Below are 18,595 nucleotides of genomic sequence, written 5' to 3' on the forward strand. Positions count from 1 at the left end.
CAGAAGCGCCTCATCAGCAGACTTTGTCATGCCAGAGGCAAAGCAAGAGGTAGAAAAGCGAGATTTAACGAAATTTATCGACGAAAATGCATTGATTGAAATTGAAACATCAAAAGGGAATAGTTTTGCTATTTATTCTCCATATATGGCATCAACCAAACGTGGCATTGTCATTTTGATTCCTGATATTGGCCACCCTCCCCTTTCATATAATGGATTCAATTACCTCCACCACGCGTTAACCGATGACGGGTTTGATACCTACGCCATACAAATTCCAGATATTACATTTAATGATACACTACCAAAAGATGACACAAATAATTCCAGTAATACAGAAACAGCCAACGAAGAAAACACTGACAAAAAAATGCAAAAACCCGCTAAACTTCTGGCTGAGCGAGTCCCCGAGAATTCACTAGACGACTATAAAACACAACTCATAGACATTTTCAAAGCACTATATTCGCAATTAACGATGTTAGAGAAAGAGCAGCTTGTCGTCATTGCACAAGGTACTAGCGCTGGCGTGTTTAGTGAATATCTTGCTGATTTACCCAACATAAAACTCGACGCTTTTGTGGCCATTAGTGCACAGCTACCAAATAGCAGCAGGCAGCGTCATTTACCTGCAAACCTATCTGTGATCAGCCCTCCTTTACTTGATATCTTTTATACCAATGATAACCCTACTGTCACTCGCAGCATGCCCGAAAGAATAAGGTGGGTAAAACGCAATAGTAAATTTGACTACCGACAGCGCCAGCTCTTTGGATTAACGACAGAAACCAGGCAACATCAACGGCTGAGAAAAGAAGTTGATGGTTTTCTTCGTCAATTATGACCACCTATGCTGCTTGTTTTATCTAACACTAGGATGGGTGCTTTAAAAACTCGTAAGCAGCTTGAATATCTTGACTTTTCTTTTTAGCGACTTCCATCATATGTTGAGGCAACCCTTGGGATACCAGCTTATCTGGATGATGTTGCGACATCAATTTTCGATAAGCGCGTTTTACGTCTTTATCTGTCGCTTGTTCAGTTAATCCTAAAACAGCCAATGCTTGCATTCGAGTAATGCTTTCTGACTGCTGAGCTGTTTGAGAGCCTTTTTGTCTTTGATAATCGCCTTGTTGCGCGCGTTGTTCTCGAAACTTAAATTCGGCTTGATAACGTTTCAAAATAAAGCGAAAGTGCGTATTCGAAATACCGAGTAATTGACTCACCTTTTGCAATAATTGCACTTCCTGAGGCGCTAAATGACCATCTGAAAACGCCATTTGAATTTGAATCTCTAAAAAAAGCTGCAGCAAATCGTAACGACGAGAAAAAACCTCTTTAAAATCGTTAACCGCGCCTTTTAATTCAAAATCATTACCTTTGCCATACCTAAATGCATTTTGGGCTTCTTGACGATCTTCCCCGTGCAGTCCCATTTCGTCCATAAATAATGTTGCAGCTTTAATGTGGGTTTCGCTCACTCGCCCATTCGATTTCGCAATATGGCCCATTACGGCAAAGCAACTTGAAAAAAACAATGCTTGACGCTGGTGTAAATCATCACCTTTAAAAAATCCTTGAAACCCGCCCACTTTATCAAAGTCCTGCTTTAAACTTTTATCGAACATATGCCCAAGCCAGAAACCGAATATAGCGCCTAGCCAACGACCAAACATAAACCCGAAACAAACCCCTAATAATTTACCCCACACTGTTTTGCTCCTGATTTTTATTTATTTCCATTAACCGCTGCGGAGTGCCAATATCCGACCATAGACCCAAATATAACTCCGTTGAAACTCGACCGGTCTCAATATTTCGTCTCAACAATGGACCTAAAGGAAGAACACCTACCGACAAGGATGAGAAGAAGTCACGCGTATATAAACCAATACCTGAAAAGGTGTACTTTTGAGTATTTATTATTTGATTTGTCAAACAGAAATCCCCATCTAGATTATGTTCTGGGTTTTCTACCAACACAATATGCGCTTCCCCTGCGTATAGCTGTAATTGTGTTAAAGTAGCCACATCATAATCAGTGAAAACATCGCCATTCACAACAATAAATGCCTCCTCACTCTCCGTTAGCAAAGGCAACGCATTTATAATGCCACCAGCTGTTTCCAAGCCTCCAGCGGGTTCATAGCAATAAGTGATCTTGACCCCAAACTCACTTCCATCTCCATAATACTGTTCGATTACCTCGCCACACCACGCTAAATTAATGACAATATCACTAATGCCTGCGAGTTTTAACCTATTGATATGATAAGTCAGTAAAGGTCGCCCATTGACTTGCAACATTGGTTTTGGCGTACTTTCTGTCAATGGCATCATTCGTTTGCCACGTCCGGCTGCGAGGATCATTGCTTTCATTTAAACTTATTCAGCTGACTGTTAATTAAAGGTATTATCTCACTCACTAACCAAGTTGCAAGCCATTGATAATTGTCATATCGCTTAGCTACTTCTACAACATACTGTAATGTAGGTACTATATTGTCCAAATAGCCCGCTTTATTATCTCTTAATAATAACCGGGCAAAAATACCAGCGGCTTTCAAATGCCGTTGCAACCCAGTTAAATCAAAATAATACTGATATTCGAGATATGTCATTTCTCCCAATAGCTGTGCTTTTTTCAGTGTTTTATAACTGTATTTCTGAAGTATTAAAAAGTCATCTGCTGGTAACTTAAAATAACAATCTCGCAATAAGGATACAGCATCATATGTTATAGGCCCTTGAACAGCATCTTGGTAATCTATCACAGCCCATTGATGATCATATCGCATAATATTACGACTGTGAAAATCACGATGCATAGTGGCTTTTGGCTGCTCTACTATGCTATTTACCAATGACAGTTTCATTTCTTGCCATCGCTCTTTAACAGTGCCATTGAGTTCATAGTCAAGCCAAGAATTTAATAACCAATTTTCAAATATTTCCAACTCTTGAGTTATAAAACCATCATCATACGGTTTCATAGACGTTGATTTAGTGACTGTCGCTATTGATGGTAAAATATCTAAAATGGCCATATAGTGCTTCAACCTACTCGGACCACTGATATGATCAGCCAAATGCTCTGCACCTAAGTCTTCTAGCAGTAATATGCCATGCGGCATATTTTGTGCTAAAATTTGAGGTACTTTTATGCCTGCGAGGGCAAAATTTGCATTAAGATCTACAAACGGCTGGTTATCCACTTTATTGGGCTCTGAGTCCATCAAAATGTAGCTTTTCTTACCATGATATACCCTTAAATAGCGACGAAAACTCGCATCTGCGGTTACAACTTCACAGCGATATGCTTCACCATTAAAAAACCCAACTAGAAACTGCTCGATATAGGTTTGTCTTTCTTTATTATTTGTCACAAAATTCCATTCTTAATTACTGTATTTAACTGAGTTTTACTTTATTATGTCTTGCTTAGATAATTATACTAGGCCAACAAGGTTAATAAATGAGTAAAACTTGGGGGGTCGTCGCACTGACACTCAGTAGCGCACCAGCGTTAGCAATATCAAACTCGACACCGATGCAGTGCAGTCAGTACTTTCAACCGACAAACTGGCAACCTCTTAAATCTTTGCCTTCCAATGCCATAGATATTCAGGCAGATGACGTTGAAATGCAAGGCACAGCTAGTGCTGAGTTTTCAGGTAACGTCGATGTCAACACCCATAAAATGCGTCTATCAGCAAGCTCCGCCTTAATCGACAAAGAACGAGGTTTGCTCAATGCAACAGGTCCACTTGTCTATCAAGATGCTTTTACTCTCGTTAATAGCACCGGTTTATACGCAGATTTAAATAATAATGATATCAGCTTACTCGGCGCTGACTATCAATTAACACAACAAATTGGTCGTGGTGGTGCTGAGAAGCTATATGCATCAGAATCTGAAATTAGCTTATATAATTCAACTTTTACCACTTGCCCAGTCGAAGCCCCTTTTTGGCAAATCGAAGCAAGTACTATCACATTATCTAAGCACAATGGATGGGGGGAGTCTTACAACGCAGTTTTGAAGATTCTTGATACACCTATCATCTATATTCCCTATTTCACATTTCCCATAGATGAACGACGAAAGTCTGGCCTACTAACTCCGACTTTGACCAGTTCTGGTCGATACGGGTTTGAAATGGCAACCCCCTACTATTGGAATATAGCACCCAATTATGATGCGACCTTCACTCCTAGGTATATGTCAAACAAAGGGCTCCAAGTTACTTCTGAATTTAGGTACCTAACCAAACAACATCAAGGCCTTTTAGGTGTTGAGTATATAGATAAAGACGATGCAGACCCGCAGCTAGAAAGCCGTTATTTAGTCCATTGGCAGCAACAGAGTTACTTAACCGATCAATGGCGCCTAAATATTGACATTACCAATGTCAGTGATGATGCATATCTAACCGATTTAGGCTCAAAATACGCCAACGAAACCGATACTCAACTTTATCGTACTGGTATCATCAGCTACCTCGGCGATGACTGGATCACTGATATAAAATTACAAAGCTTCGAAGTACTAGGCGACCACACAGAGTCATACGCTGCTTTACCACAAATAACTTGGAAAAACAGAGTACCTTTTCAGTGGCACAACTTGCAACTATCTATATTGGGTGAGTTCAGTCATTTTCGGAATGACGAACTAACAATAGCAGAAGCTTCTCGGTTGCACTTAGAACCAAAAGTTAGCCTATCATTTGAAGAGTACGCATGGTCTTTCTTAGCTGAATCTAGCTTATTACATACACGATACGAGCAGCATGGTGATTTACACAATACACCGTATGAAGATTCTGTTACTCGAACTATGCCAAAATTAAGAATGCATGCACAGCTGAATTTGGAAAGAGACACGCTATTTTTTAGCGAAGGTGGCACGCAAACTTTAGAACCGCAAATTCAATATTTGTACACACCAAAAAGAGAGCAAGACAGCATAGGTCTTTTTGATACAACCAAAATGCAAGATGACTTTGCGGGCTTATTTCGTGAACAACGATTCTCAGGTGTTGATAGGATAGCACAAGCGAACCAATTTACTCTAGGTGCCACAACACGCCTTTTTGATACTAAAAACACAGAAAGATTCAATTTCAGTATCGGCCAAATAATTTACCTCAGTGACGATGTAAAGCCTACTGAACAAGCCAATAATTCAGAAACCAATTACAATGCATTGTTTGCAGCGGAAACCATGGTACATTGGCATCGTCGTTGGTATTTCTCGGCTGGAATACAATATGACGCAGACTCTAAAAAGCTAATTCAGTCTCATACGACACTAGACTACCGAGGAGACAATAATAAGCTAGTACAATTGAACCATCGTTATGCAAATAGTGTCTCAGGATATGAAATTGATCAAGTTGGTCTGTTTAGCAGCCTACCAATCAATGATAATTGGCAATTTATAGCAAGCTATCACCGAGACTTAAATGCCTCTCGGAGTGTCGAAGTCTTCGCCGGTATACAATACGAAAGTTGCTGTTGGGCTATTCAAATAACGGGTGGAAGGCACATAGAAACAGATTTAAACCAAACGATTACACATGATGATGCACAATTCGACACCAGCATTGGGTTTAATTTTGTATTAAATGGATTGGGTGGCAAATCAAATAATGCTGTAAGTCAGCGATTACAACAAGGTATCTTCGGCTACCGTCGACCTTATTTTTTAAATAATTAATAAATATTAGAATACTATGAATTTTAAAAAGTTATTGTTAGTTACCCTATTGGGTATCAGTATAAGTCACACAACACTGGCTCAACGTGTTCAGATGGATAAGATTGTTGCCACTGTAAACGAAGGTGTCATATTACAAAGTGAGGTCAATCAAATTATTGCTCGGGTTAAAGAGCAAGCTAAGCAGCAGAGTACGGAATTACCCTCCGATAAAACGCTTCGAGTACAAGCTATTGACCGACTAGTCGACCAATCCTTAATGCTACAACTTGCTGAGCGCATGGGTATGGAGATCTCAGACTCTCAACTGGATCAAACGATATCAAATATCGCTAAGGATCAAAATGTGACTATAGCTGATCTCAGACGCTCAGTAGAAGCCAGTGGAGAAAGCTTCCAAGCTTACAGAGAGGAGCTTCGAAAAGAAATCACCATTGGTCAAGTTCGCCGAGCAAATGTCGACCGACGCATTTATATTAGTACACAAGAAGTTGCTAATTTACAAAAAATTCTAGAGCAACAAACAGGAAACCCTGAAGAGTACGACGTTGGTCATATTCTTGTTAAAATTCCAAATAAAGCTTCCCCAGAAGAGATTCAAGATGCGCGTGAACGTGCTGATAACGTAATGGAGTTTTTAAACGACGGTAAAGAGTTTAAGCGTATTGCAATCGCTTCTTCAAGTGGTCCAAAAGCGCTTGAAGGCGGACAATTAGGCTGGATGAGCATTAATGAAATGCCATCGTTATTCGCAGAGGCAATTAAAGGCCAGAAAAAAGATGCCATCGTTGGGCCCGTTCGCTCTGGTGCCGGTTTCCACATTCTAAAAGTACAAGATATTCGCGGGCGTGAAGTTGTAGAAACAACCGAAGTACGCTCACGTCATATTCTCATTAAGCCTTCGATTATCCTCAGTGAAGAAAAAGCCCGTGATATGCTTTCTGATTTTGCGACTAAGCTTCGCGCAGGTGAGGCTGACTTTGCAGAGCTAGCAAAAGAGCATTCAGAAGATCCAGGTTCGGCACTCAAAGGTGGTGAATATGATTGGACAGATCCAACAACTTACGTACCCGCATTTAAAAACACCCTTCTTTCATTAAATAAAAATGAGATCAGTGAACCATTTAGAAGTACATTTGGTTGGCACATAGTTCAATTGTTGGATACACGTACAGCTGACAAAACAGACCAAGCGAAACTAAGCCGCGCTCACGGGCTACTATTTAACAGGAAGTTCAAAGAAGAAAGCTTTAAGTGGCAGCGTGAAATTCGGGAACAAGCACATATTGATGTATTCCCTACAGAATAAAATGGATATAAATATGTGCCTCAGAATTGCAATTACACCAGGGGAACCTGCAGGTATTGGACCCGATCTGGTTATTAAACTAGCTCAAAAAGTATGGTCCGCGCAAATTATTGCCGTCGTCGATCGTACTATTATTGAAAAGCGCGCGATTGAGCTAGGCATCCCTATCACATTGCTGCCATTCGATGCGAATGACGAGGCACAGCCTGCACCAGCAGGCTGTTTGTATTATTTACAAGTAGAAAAAGGCTGTAATGTACAAGCGGGTGTCCTTGATGAAAAAAATGGTAATTATGTACTGGAAACATTAAAGGTTGCATCTGAAAAAAATATGGATGGTACATTTGATGCGGTGGTTACAGGACCTGTTCATAAAGGCATTATTAACCGTGCAGGCATTTCTTTTAGTGGCCATACTGAATATTTCGCATTGCAATCCAATACTTCCGATGTGGTAATGATGCTGGCAACTGAGGGCCTTAGAGTTGCGTTAGTCACCACCCACATACCTCTAGCATATGTATCGAGAGCTGTTACGACAGAACGACTGACTAAAGTTATCAATATCTTACACGATGATCTCAAAAGTAAGTTTGGTATTAATAATCCACGAGTCTTAGTTTGTGGTTTAAACCCGCATGCTGGTGAAGATGGTCATTTAGGGCGAGAGGAAATAGAGACGATTACTCCAGCCCTCAAAGAATTAAATACACAAGGGATGAACCTCATAGGACCACTGCCTGCTGATACCTTATTTCAAGCAAAATATTTAGATAATGCCGACGCTGTGCTTGCAATGTATCACGATCAAGGCTTACCTGTGTTAAAATATAAAGGATTTGGTAATTCGGTTAATATTACCCTTGGACTACCCTTTATAAGAACCTCTGTTGACCATGGTACCGCGTTAGATTTAGCCGCTACAGGTAACATTGAGGTAGGTAGTTTTGATTTAGCTATCCGCGAAGCAATTAAGCTCGCCCATAAAAAAGCACAGAATTAATGACTGATAAAGTACATTTAGGGCATCGTGCCCGAAAACGTTTTGGCCAAAACTTTTTAAACGATGACATGATCATCGACAAAATAGTAACTGCCATTGACCCTAAGCCAACAGACAACTTAGTCGAAATTGGTCCAGGCCTTGGTGCTATTACTGAGCCTGTGGTGGAATTAAGTGACAAACTTACCGTTGTTGAACTTGATAAGGATTTGGCTGAGCGTCTCATAAAACATCCATTTATGAGTGACAAGCTAACAGTCCACCAAGGCGATGCTATGAAGTTTGATTTTTCTTCGCTTATTCAAGATGGTGAAAAACTGAAAATATTTGGTAATTTACCATACAACGTTTCAACTCCTTTACTTTTTCATTTATTTGAATTTGCGGACCATGTGGAGCACATGCACTTCATGCTTCAAAAAGAAGTTGTAAAGCGCATGGTTGCAAGCCCTGACTCTAAAGCTTTTGGCCGATTGAGTGTTATGACACAATACTACTGTCATGCAATGCCTGTTATAGATGTACCACCAGAGTGTTTCAAACCCGCGCCAAAGGTTGACTCTGCGGTGATCCGTCTAATACCTAAGAAACCAGAGCAAAGATCTGCAAAAAGTACAAAAATTCTAAACACGGTATGTTTAGAAGCGTTTAACCAACGTCGAAAAACATTAAGAAACAGTCTATCAAACTTGTTAACAAGTGACGAAATGGCTGAAATTGGTATTGATGCGACTAAACGTGCAGAAAACCTGTCCCTTTCTCAATTTATTGATATAGCAAACTGGATTTATGACAATAAGCAGTAATCTAGGCTCTCCCATAAAGGTTTCTGTTGAAACCTTTTATGTGGAAGCTCAATCACAACCTGAAAAAAATAAGTATGTATTCGCCTATACGGTTACCATTAAAAACCATAGCTTGTGCAGTGCGAAACTTGAGAGCCGCCACTGGCTTATAACCGATGCTAATGGTAAAGAGTCTGAAATCGATGGTGAAGGCGTTATCGGAGAGAAACCATCTATTGCCCCTGGCGACAGTTATAAATATACCAGTGGTGCTGTCCTTGATACGCCTCTAGGAACAATGCAAGGGCATTACTTAATGCGTAATGAATTTGGGACTGAATTTGAAGCTCCCATTCCTGTGTTTAGACTGACCTGTTTAACAGCGTTACATTGATATCTTATGGCATTATACGCAGTAGGTGATTTACAAGGGTGCTTTGCGCCTCTTTCTCGATTATTGGATATGGTGGCTTTTAATCCGAGTAAAGATCACCTTTATCTCGTTGGAGATGTTGTAGCAAGAGGTCCTGATTCTCTTGCTTGTTTAGAATTTTTATATCACCACCGTGATGCAATCACTATTACATTAGGTAATCATGACCTGCACTTGCTCGCTTGTACGACGTTAAATCGCTCGCCGAGTCCAAAAGATAAACTACAAGCGGTTTTTGATAGCCCTAAACTTCCCCAATATTTAGACTTATTGCGCGCTCAACCTATTGCCGTCCACCTACCAAATTATAACTCATTCATTTCTCATGCCGGCATTCATCCGACTTGGTCAATTCAAGATGCGCTAAAGTATGCACATTTTGTGGAGCAATGTTATCGCGGAAAAGATGCCAATGAATACTACCTAAATATGTATGCAAAGCATCCTGTAGGCGAATTAAGTATGCTCTCTAAGCACGCTCGATTCACAGCAATCGTGAATACGTTTACACGAATGCGATATCTATCTACTCAAGGTGAGCTAGACTTACTAAATAAAGGTGGTACTAATGATTGCCCAACATTAGTTCCATGGTTTGACTGCAAACGCTTTAAAAAGTCAAAAACATCCTTTATATTTGGTCACTGGGCAGCGCTTAAAGGCGTCACTAACATGAAAAACATGATTGCGTTGGATACTGGATGTGTCTGGGGTGGACCGATGAGTATGCTGAATATTGCAACTAACGAACAATATTTAAGCAAATAATCTATTCTCGCCCCTTTTTACTGAATTTTTTAGTCACATCTGCTATAAAATACTTAACTTATCCGCAATAAAACCGATAAGTACTCAATCCTGCTAGTAAAATTGATGGAAATTGTATGAACTTGACTGTAAGCCAACGAATTTGGGGTGGTTTTATTCTTATCACCTCACTACTCCTAATGATAGGTGGAAACTCTTTGCTAAGGATTGCAAACATAGATAGCTCTACACAACAAGTGAATAGCTTATCTCTTCCGGCTCTAAATAAAAGTTCAGAGCTGCAAGTTGAGTTTTCATTAATGAGCAAGGTCGCGCAAGGTAGCTTTTATGCGCAAACACCTGCAGAATTAAATGCGCTTAAGGCACAGTTTAATGAACGACAAGTTGTATTCGATAAAACTTATGCGCAACTACAAGATATTGTCAGTAGTAACCAAAGCTTAGCGCGCAACTCTCAAAGTGTTGGCAACTCATACTCTGATTTCCTGAAATCGGTTAACAATCTACTTCGTGACAAAGCCCTCGAGTTACAGCTAAAGAGAACTACCGCATCGCAATTGGAAGATATTGAGCTCAATGCAGAAGATGCAACAACAGCAGTACTTGATATTATTGATTTAGACGGATTAAAAGAATCTAGCAACCGAGCATATCAAGCAGCCAATAGTATGGAAAATAACTTTTCTGCTTTGGTGACAAATAGTGCTGATATGCTCACCGTTGATAATTTAAATACCCTAGATATTGTCAAAAAAGACCAAGATTACTTGCTCGAAGAGTTGCAAAGAAACATAGAGCTAATGAAACCAACAGTTATTGCAATTGATGACAGCTTATTTTCAGACTTGGAGTCTTACTTTAGTACGTTAAAAGCCGAAGCCTCAGGGTCAAATAGTCTTTCAGCTAACAAAAAACGCTTGATAAATGCCACCAGTATGACAAGAAGTGAATTAGCAGAAGCTGAACAAGCTACCAAGGCGGCGTTAGAGCAACTTGATCAATTACTCAATGAAGCGAGTAAAGTGGCATTTAATCTACAAAAAGGTGTTAGCGAAGATGTCAGTGCAGCAAACTTGTGGACATGGGTTGGGATGGTAATTGCGACGATTATCGCTATTGTTGTCGCTTTCGTCACAGTTAACTTGATCACCAAACCTCTTGCTGAAGTCAACCGTGTTCTGACTATCGTTGCCCGCGGCGATATGACACAACGACTAGATGATAGCGCTAAAGATGAATTTGGTGATCTTTCTCGCAGCTGTAATGCGTTAATTAGTAGTTTGAGGGAGTTAATAACCGGAATTGTGTCACGCTCGACACAGTTAGCTGCGGCCTCAGAACAAACTTCAATGATTACCACAGAATCAAGTCAAGCAATTCGAAACCAGCAAGCACAAGTTGAACAAGCAGCTACCGCTACAACAGAAATGAGTAGTACATCTCACGGCGTAAGTAACAGTGCTAATCAAGCATTACTTGAAATCAAAAATGCTGATAAAGAAGCTGAGCGTGTTAAGGGTATTTCTCACGATAATAAACATACTATTGAACAGTTAGCGAAAGAAGTTGACGAAGCTTCCAGAGTTATCAACAAATTGCATCAAGATAGTGCTTCAATTGGAGGCATTCTAGATGTGATCCGCGGCATTGCGGAACAAACCAATTTATTAGCACTAAATGCGGCCATTGAAGCAGCCAGGGCTGGGGAACAGCGCCGAGGGTTTGCTGTTGTTGCTGATGAAGTCCGCTCTCTTGCAAGTAAAACACAAGAGTCGACTCAAGAGATACAATCAATGATTGAGTCCTTACAAGCAGGGGCTGAAGAAGCTGTAACAGCTATGTCAAAGGGTAAACAACAAGCTGAATCATGTGTGGATAAAAGTGATTTGGCAAATGAAGCATTGAACAGTATCACTCAGGCCGTATCTCAAGCGCATGATGTGAGCGAAGAGATTTCCACTGCTGCCAATGAACAACAACAAGTTTCACAGGAAATCAGTGAGCGACTCGAGTCTATCGTATCGATTGCTGAACAAACTGCGGAAGGGGCAAATCAAACTTCTATTTCAAGTACTGAAGTAGCCAAGCTTGCTGAAGAGCTCCGCTTGTCAGTAGACCAATTTAAAGTTTAATGAATATAGATAAAACATAGTATTAAACGTCTATTTTTAAAGATAAAAACACTAAAAAACCTGCTATTGCAGGTTTTTTTAGTGGCCAACTTAATGCTAGATAACTTGATTCATTTCTCACTTATTTATAATACTCAAATACCTCCCTCGCTATCATCGAGGAGCAGTAAATGGCAGCACCAACTGATATGTAAGCACGCTTGCGTCCAACATTCATATAAGAGTGTCATGCTGTAAAAGGGGAGTTAAATAGAATGCAGCGAGCATCTGCTGAGTAGTATTTTGTCTGACGTTGTGCTGTCTCGAGTGAATAAGCTGCACTGCAATTGTAGCTGTAATATTCAATCGAATACGCAAAGCCGACGAGTCTATATCACCTTTAGCATGAATTGGCCGACCTCCTCCAAAGTCAAACGAGGTTTGTTTGCCCGCTCATTTTAATCAGGTTACTTAGTCCCCCCTCTATATATCGATACATTAATAAGCTTCATTTGCTACTGCACTCAATGAGCGACAGATACAATAGTCGCTAGTAGCACTATCTAACGAAAAAAGTATCTTATTAAGGTAGGAGATCCAAACGATAGTAGCTCCAACTAAGGCACTCCACGATGCCACATACGGGAGTAAAATACAAAACGCCCAATGAAAACTCATCAGGCGTTTTAATATGAAGTAAGTGTCAATTTACCTCAATACTTGTCACATCTTAAGCTAAGAATAATGATTCAGCTTTGGTAACTATGTTGTCTACAGTGAAACCAAAGTGTTCAAATAGTTCACTAGCAGGTGCTGATTCACCAAATGTTGTCATGCCAATAACAACACCGTTTAAACCAACATATTTGTACCAGTAGTCAGCTATTCCCGCTTCTACTGCAACACGACGTGTTACGGCAGCAGGCAAAACGCTTTCTTTGTATTCAGCTGACTGGGCATCGAATACATCCGTTGATGGCATAGATACTACGCGCACCTTTTTTCCTGTTAAACGTAACGCACGAGCTGAATCAACTGCCAACTGCACTTCAGAACCCGTCGCAATAATGATTAGCTCCGGATTACCATCACAGCTTAATACATAGCCGCCTTGCTTAATGGCTTGCACTTGCGCTTCATCCCTACTTTGCTGTTGTAAACCTTGTCGAGTAAATATCAATGACGTAGGACCATCTTTACGCTCAACGGCTTGTTGCCAAGATACGGCTGATTCAACTTGGTCACACGGACGCCAGTTAACAAGGTTAGGAGTCAAACGCATACTTGCAATTTGCTCTACAGGTTGATGCGTCGGTCCATCTTCACCAAGACCAATCGAATCATGCGTATAAACAAAAATACTCGGTTGCTTCATGAGTGCAGCCATACGAACAGCATTGCGTGCATACTCCATAAACATTAAGAACGTAGCACCGTATGGAATAAAACCTTTATGAAGCACGATACCATTCATAATAGCCGACATCCCAAACTCACGTACGCCATAATAAATGTAGTTACCTGAAGCGTCCTCAGCAGTCAATCCTTTTGAGCCATCCCAAATAGTTAAGTTTGATCCGGCTAAATCTGCTGAGCCACCCATAAACTCTGGTAACAAAGGACCATAAGTATTTAACGCATTTTGCGATGCTTTACGAGTTGCTGGGTTTGCTGGGTTCGCTTGAAGTTGTGCAATATAAGCTTCTGACTGTTCAGTCCAACTTTGCGGCAACTCACCTTTCATTCTACGTTCAAATTCCGCCGCTAATTCTGGGTATTCAATTTGATACTCAGTAAATTTAATCAGCCAATGGCTCTGGGCTTGCTGACCGCGCGCAGATGCATCCCATTTTGCATATACATCATCAGGTACTTCAAATGCACCATGTTGCCAACCAAGAAACTCACGTGCCGCTTTGATTTCTTCGTCACCAAGTGGAGCACCGTGACAGTCATGGCTGCCTGATTTGTTTGGTGAGCCGTAACCAATAATCGTTTTACAACAAATTAATGTTGGTTTACCTGTTTCAGCTCGCGCGGCGTCGATTGCGGCTTTAATGGCATCACTATCATGCCCATCAACATCAGCAATAACATGCCAGCCATAGGCTTCAAAGCGTTTTGGAGTGTCATCACTGAACCAGCCTTCCACTTCCCCATCAATTGAGATGCCATTGTCATCCCAAAAAGCGACAAGTTTACCCAGCCCTAACGTACCAGCAAGTGAACAAGCTTCATGTGAAATACCTTCCATCAAGCAGCCATCACCTAAAAATGCGTAAGTGAAGTGGTTAACAATATCGTGTTCATCACGGTTAAACTGTGCTGCCAATGACTTCTCGGCAATCGCCATACCTACAGCATTAGTAATACCTTGGCCTAATGGCCCCGTCGTTGTTTCAATACCTGGCGCATAACCATACTCTGGGTGACCCGGTGTTTTCGAATGCATCTGACGGAAATTCTTTAAATCATCAATTGATAGATCATAACCACTTAAATGTAGCAAAGAATAAATGAGCATTGAACCATGACCATTTGACAGTACAAAACGGTCACGATCAGCCCATTCAGGGTTGTTTGGATTATGTTTTAAATAATCGCGCCAAAGTACCTCGGCGATATCCGCCATACCCATAGGGGCACCGGGGTGACCAGATTTGGCCTGTTGAACTGCGTCCATTGACAGGGCGCGGATTGCATTTGCTAGTTCTTTGCGAGATGGCATGAATTCTCCTACCTTAAAATTCGCGGGTATAATTGTTAAGTACCCCATTCTTACTCATTTCAATGGTTGACTGCAACGACATTTCTTAGAAAAAACAGGTACAAGATGAATTTTATATTCACATTCTTTTTAGAGAAGCTATTTAGACGTCTAGGCGTAAAAAAACTATGCAGAGCTGCTTGTTTTGGTTAGAATAGTGAGTATACATTTTTATTTCCTGCGCTATCCCTGTTGTTTGTGAAGCGCATATTTGTGAGCATACATACAATGGCAAAACATTTATTTACTTCTGAGTCTGTGTCTGAAGGCCATCCGGATAAAATCGCCGATCAAATTTCCGATGCGGTACTTGATGCAATTCTTGAGCAAGACCCAAAAGCACGTGTGGCGTGTGAGACTTACGTCAAAACCGGTATGGTCATGGTTGGTGGTGAAGTCACTACTAGCGCATGGGTAGACATTGAAGAACTAACACGTAAGACCGTTCGTGATATTGGTTATACTCACTCAGATATGGGGTTTGACGCTGATTCATGTGCCATCTTAAACACAATTGGTAAACAGTCTCCTGACATCAACCAAGGTGTAGACCGTGCACGAGCTGAAGAGCAAGGTGCAGGTGACCAAGGTCTAATGTTCGGTTACGCATGTAATGAAACTGACGTACTCATGCCCGCCCCAATTACTTATTCTCACCGCCTTGTACAACGTCAAGCGCAAGTACGTAAAAGCGGTGAGCTTAGCTGGTTACGCCCTGATGCAAAATCTCAAGTGACATTCGCATACGAAAATGGCAAAGCCGTTGGTATTGACGCTGTTGTTCTTTCAACTCAGCATTGTGATACTGTTTCGCAAACTGATTTAGTTGAAGCAGTAATGGAAACAATTATCAAACCAGTATTGCCTGCTGAGCTTATTTCTAAAGCAACTAAGTTTTTCATCAATCCTACTGGCCGTTTCGTGATCGGTGGTCCTATGGGTGACTGTGGTTTAACTGGCCGTAAAATCATCGTAGATACATATGGTGGTATGGCGCGCCATGGTGGTGGTGCTTTCTCTGGTAAAGATCCATCAAAGGTTGACCGTTCAGCTGCTTATGCCGCTCGTTATGTTGCTAAAAACATTGTAGCGGCTGGCTTGGCTGATAAATGTGAGCTGCAAGTTTCTTATGCCATTGGTGTTGCTGAACCAACCTCTATCAGTATTGAAACTTTCGGCACCGGTAAACTCGAAGAATCTCGCTTAGTTGAACTTGTTCGTGAACACTTTGATCTGCGTCCATACGGACTGTTAACGATGCTTGACCTTGAACGCCCTATTTATCAACCAACAGCGGCATATGGCCACTTTGGTCGTGAAGAGTTCCCATGGGAAGCAACTGACAAAGCAAATGCTCTGCGAGCTGCCGCTGGGTTATAATCTAGCCCGAAATATACTACTGAAAAACGCGGTGTACCATACACCGCGTTTTTTATATCTGATTTTTAGTCTCATTTAAGTATGCACTTGGCGACATCCCATACCAACGCCGCACCGCTCGATTTAATGACGCCTGCTCTTTATAACCCAACAAATCACTTAATTCCTGTTTTCGCATAACATACCCAAATTGCCCAAACCGCCGTAACCGTTCTTTATCTTTTAGTTGGCTAAAACTCAGTTTTTGTGCTGTTAGTTTTCGTTGTAAAGTCCGTGTCGACACGTTCAAGTGTTGGGCTAATACGCTTAACGTGAGAGTATGTAAATCACAACTATGTAAAACAAGTTGTAGTTGAGAGAACCATTGATGCTCACCAGCACAGCCACCGCTAGCAAACTCGTTTATCGATTTTAATAAATGAGCTTGTATTACCTCATTACGGGTGATTAATTTCACAGCTAACAATGAAACTGGGAATTCAATTCTATTCGATGTTTGCTTATCTTTAACTGGACAATTAAACCACACTTCCATCAAACGCAGCTGTTCATGCGTAAACGCATCACTAAAATGCATTTCACTCGGTGTTAAGGCTTGCCCTGATATCCGTCTAACTGTTGCAACCCATGCAGTCATGTTTCTCAGTACTGCATGACGGTTATGAAAGTAAGGTCGCCACACCAGTGTTGCACTGCTATCGCAAACCGTGAATTGTATATCACCAATATTAGCAACCGTTTTGTCAAATTGCAGTAGCCAATCTATTGCGCATCCGACGGTATCACTGGTTTCTACCAAATACCCCAATAAGCCATACTCTGCACTCGTAATCGCTTTTCCGGTATTAAACCCCCATAAACTATCACCTTGTATTTTTACGGCTGTATCGATTGCTTGTAAATAAGCAGCCATAGGAATGCGCCTACAATCGCAATACCGTTCAGGTAAATAGTGCGCAACGACTTTACAATATTCTTGACTAACATCTGACACTTTGGCGCCTAATGACAAATTAATGGCTTCTTCAGTCAAGTATGCCCACCTTAAATACAATATGCTAGCTTTGACTTTATTGTAGAAAGAACGCAAATGACTTTACTTGATATAATCATAGAGCTACCTAAAGAAGGTGAATTCAACTTTTATCAGCTGACTGATTGTCAGTTTTTAAGTCATATTTTTCGCGCCCAAATTACAGCTCTCGACAACAAAGAACAGACAGAGCGTCGGCTTGTTTCAATGCGAGGACATCAATTTACAGAGCGTGTTATTCAACTTTCAGATACGTCCCTAACTTATCAGATAGAAGGTAACGGTCCAATTAAGCTGCACCTCGGTGAAATTAATTACACCAATTCAAATACGCAACATTTTTTGCACTATAAGATTTCAGGAACCAGCAATACCTGGCTACCCTCGTGGTTATTAAAAGTTGTGCTATATTACGACTTCAAACGGGCTGGTAAACGCTTGTGGAGCGTACTCAATGAAAGTTGAATACATACTCATACTTCTTAGTCCACTGTTTATAACTGCGATTATGCTAGAGCGGTTAAAGCTCAAAAATAAATATTCACTCAAAGAGCTATGTTTAAATGTTTCTTTGGCTCTGTCGCATCAAATAGTAGATATGCTTGTCATGATATTGCTTATGCCAGTATTAATCTGGCTACACTTAAACTTTTCTTTATTTTCATTTGAAGTCTCATTTTTAGCGGTACTCCCAGCCTTTGTATTACAAGATTTTCTTTATTATTGGTTTCATCGAGCTAGCCATCAATGTGCTTGGTTGTGGAGTGCACACGTTGTCCACCACAGCTCACTCCACATGAATTTTTCAACCGCTTTAAGGCAAAGCTTATTTTATCCTCTAACAGGGATGTGGCTGTTCTGGATACCATTGATCTTAATTGGTTACCCGCCACAATTCGTTTTCAGTTTAGTTGCATTGAACTTAGCTTTTCAATTTTTTATTCATACCGAACTAGGGCCTGAATTAAAATACGTTGGGAGCATTTTTAATACCCCCCACCACCATTGTATTCACCATGCAACGAATCCACATTGTATTGATAAGAACTACGCAGGAGTACTTATTATTTGGGATAAACTATTCGGTACCTTTCAAACTCATAACCCTAATGAGGTACTCGTATTTGGTGTTAATGAACATCACTACTCGATGTCATTTTTAGACGTTATTTTTACACCATGGGGCATACTTTTTAATAATTTAAAAAAACAAAAAAATGTACGAAACATAATAAAAACACTGTTTGGAGCACCTTTAAAGCACAAGTAAACAACGTCCCCCTT

The 18,595-nt window shown here is 40.7% G+C and carries 16 protein-coding genes; 11 read left to right on the forward strand and 5 right to left on the reverse strand.

Translation table 11 applies throughout. The features are described from left to right. Positions 1–28 precede the first annotated feature (28 nt). A complete protein-coding gene (locus tag PAUR_RS14220; RefSeq protein WP_192508338.1) occupies positions 29–844 on the forward strand; it encodes a DUF3530 family protein in 816 nt (271 codons plus the stop codon). Positions 845–872: 28 nt separating this feature from the next. On the opposite strand, the gene djlA is transcribed toward PAUR_RS14220, so the two are convergent. The 3 genes from djlA to PAUR_RS14235 are packed head-to-tail and all read right to left on the reverse strand — an operon-like array spanning position 873 to position 3,386. Continuing rightward, a complete protein-coding gene (gene djlA / locus PAUR_RS14225; protein ID WP_192508339.1) occupies positions 873–1,712 on the reverse strand; it encodes a co-chaperone DjlA in 840 nt (279 codons plus the stop codon). Further along, on the reverse strand, positions 1,702–2,379 hold the full coding sequence (gene murU / locus PAUR_RS14230; protein ID WP_192508340.1) for an N-acetylmuramate alpha-1-phosphate uridylyltransferase MurU: 678 nt from the start codon (positions 2,377–2,379) through the stop codon (positions 1,702–1,704). Before murU ends, djlA begins: the two co-directional genes overlap by 11 nt. After that, entirely contained in the window at positions 2,376–3,386 is a 1,011-nt protein-coding gene (locus PAUR_RS14235; RefSeq protein ID WP_192508341.1) for an aminoglycoside phosphotransferase family protein, read from the reverse strand. Before PAUR_RS14235 ends, murU begins: the two co-directional genes overlap by 4 nt. A gap of 89 nt (positions 3,387–3,475) precedes the next feature. Here PAUR_RS14235 and lptD point away from each other — a divergent pair, with 89 nt between their 5' ends. From lptD to PAUR_RS14270, 7 genes are all read left to right on the forward strand, one after another. Continuing rightward, a complete protein-coding gene (lptD, locus tag PAUR_RS14240) occupies positions 3,476–5,722 on the forward strand; it encodes an LPS assembly protein LptD (protein ID WP_192508342.1) in 2,247 nt (748 codons plus the stop codon). Positions 5,723–5,738: 16 nt separating this feature from the next. Next, entirely contained in the window at positions 5,739–7,031 is a 1,293-nt protein-coding gene (gene surA, locus PAUR_RS14245) for a peptidylprolyl isomerase SurA (RefSeq protein WP_192508343.1), read from the forward strand. A gap of 13 nt (positions 7,032–7,044) precedes the next feature. After that, entirely contained in the window at positions 7,045–8,034 is a 990-nt protein-coding gene (gene pdxA / locus PAUR_RS14250; protein WP_192508344.1) for a 4-hydroxythreonine-4-phosphate dehydrogenase PdxA, read from the forward strand. Then, positions 8,034–8,840, forward strand: a complete 807-nt coding sequence (rsmA, locus tag PAUR_RS14255) for a 16S rRNA (adenine(1518)-N(6)/adenine(1519)-N(6))-dimethyltransferase RsmA (protein WP_192508345.1) — start codon at positions 8,034–8,036, stop codon at positions 8,838–8,840. The genes pdxA and rsmA overlap by 1 nt, the downstream gene beginning before the upstream one ends. After that, entirely contained in the window at positions 8,824–9,213 is a 390-nt protein-coding gene (gene apaG, locus PAUR_RS14260) for a Co2+/Mg2+ efflux protein ApaG (protein ID WP_192508346.1), read from the forward strand. The genes rsmA and apaG overlap by 17 nt, the downstream gene beginning before the upstream one ends. A gap of 6 nt (positions 9,214–9,219) precedes the next feature. Next, entirely contained in the window at positions 9,220–10,020 is an 801-nt protein-coding gene (locus PAUR_RS14265) for a symmetrical bis(5'-nucleosyl)-tetraphosphatase (protein WP_192508347.1), read from the forward strand. Between the two features lie 116 nt (positions 10,021–10,136). Next, a complete protein-coding gene (locus PAUR_RS14270) occupies positions 10,137–12,152 on the forward strand; it encodes a methyl-accepting chemotaxis protein (RefSeq protein WP_192508348.1) in 2,016 nt (671 codons plus the stop codon). A 709-nt stretch (positions 12,153–12,861) separates the two neighbouring features. Here PAUR_RS14270 and tkt read toward each other — a convergent pair. After that, a complete protein-coding gene (tkt, locus tag PAUR_RS14275) occupies positions 12,862–14,859 on the reverse strand; it encodes a transketolase (protein ID WP_192508349.1) in 1,998 nt (665 codons plus the stop codon). 267 nt (positions 14,860–15,126) lie between these two features. Between tkt and metK the strand changes: the two genes are divergently transcribed. Continuing rightward, positions 15,127–16,278, forward strand: a complete 1,152-nt coding sequence (gene metK, locus PAUR_RS14280; RefSeq protein WP_192508350.1) for a methionine adenosyltransferase — start codon at positions 15,127–15,129, stop codon at positions 16,276–16,278. Between the two features lie 52 nt (positions 16,279–16,330). On the opposite strand, the gene PAUR_RS14285 is transcribed toward metK, so the two are convergent. Beyond that, on the reverse strand, positions 16,331–17,311 hold the full coding sequence (locus PAUR_RS14285; RefSeq protein WP_192508351.1) for an AraC family transcriptional regulator: 981 nt from the start codon (positions 17,309–17,311) through the stop codon (positions 16,331–16,333). Between the two features lie 57 nt (positions 17,312–17,368). On the opposite strand from PAUR_RS14285, the gene PAUR_RS14290 reads away from it, so the two are divergent. Continuing rightward, the gene (locus tag PAUR_RS14290) at positions 17,369–17,776 is read left to right on the forward strand and encodes a hypothetical protein (RefSeq protein ID WP_192508352.1); all 408 of its coding nucleotides are present in this window, start codon (positions 17,369–17,371) and stop codon (positions 17,774–17,776) included. Next, on the forward strand, positions 17,766–18,581 hold the full coding sequence (locus PAUR_RS14295) for a sterol desaturase family protein (protein ID WP_192508353.1): 816 nt from the start codon (positions 17,766–17,768) through the stop codon (positions 18,579–18,581). The genes PAUR_RS14290 and PAUR_RS14295 overlap by 11 nt, the downstream gene beginning before the upstream one ends. The last annotated feature ends 14 nt before the right edge of the window (positions 18,582–18,595 follow it).

The organism is Pseudoalteromonas aurantia 208, assembly GCF_014858725.1.
Taxonomy (GTDB): Bacteria; Pseudomonadota; Gammaproteobacteria; order Enterobacterales; family Alteromonadaceae; genus Pseudoalteromonas; species Pseudoalteromonas aurantia.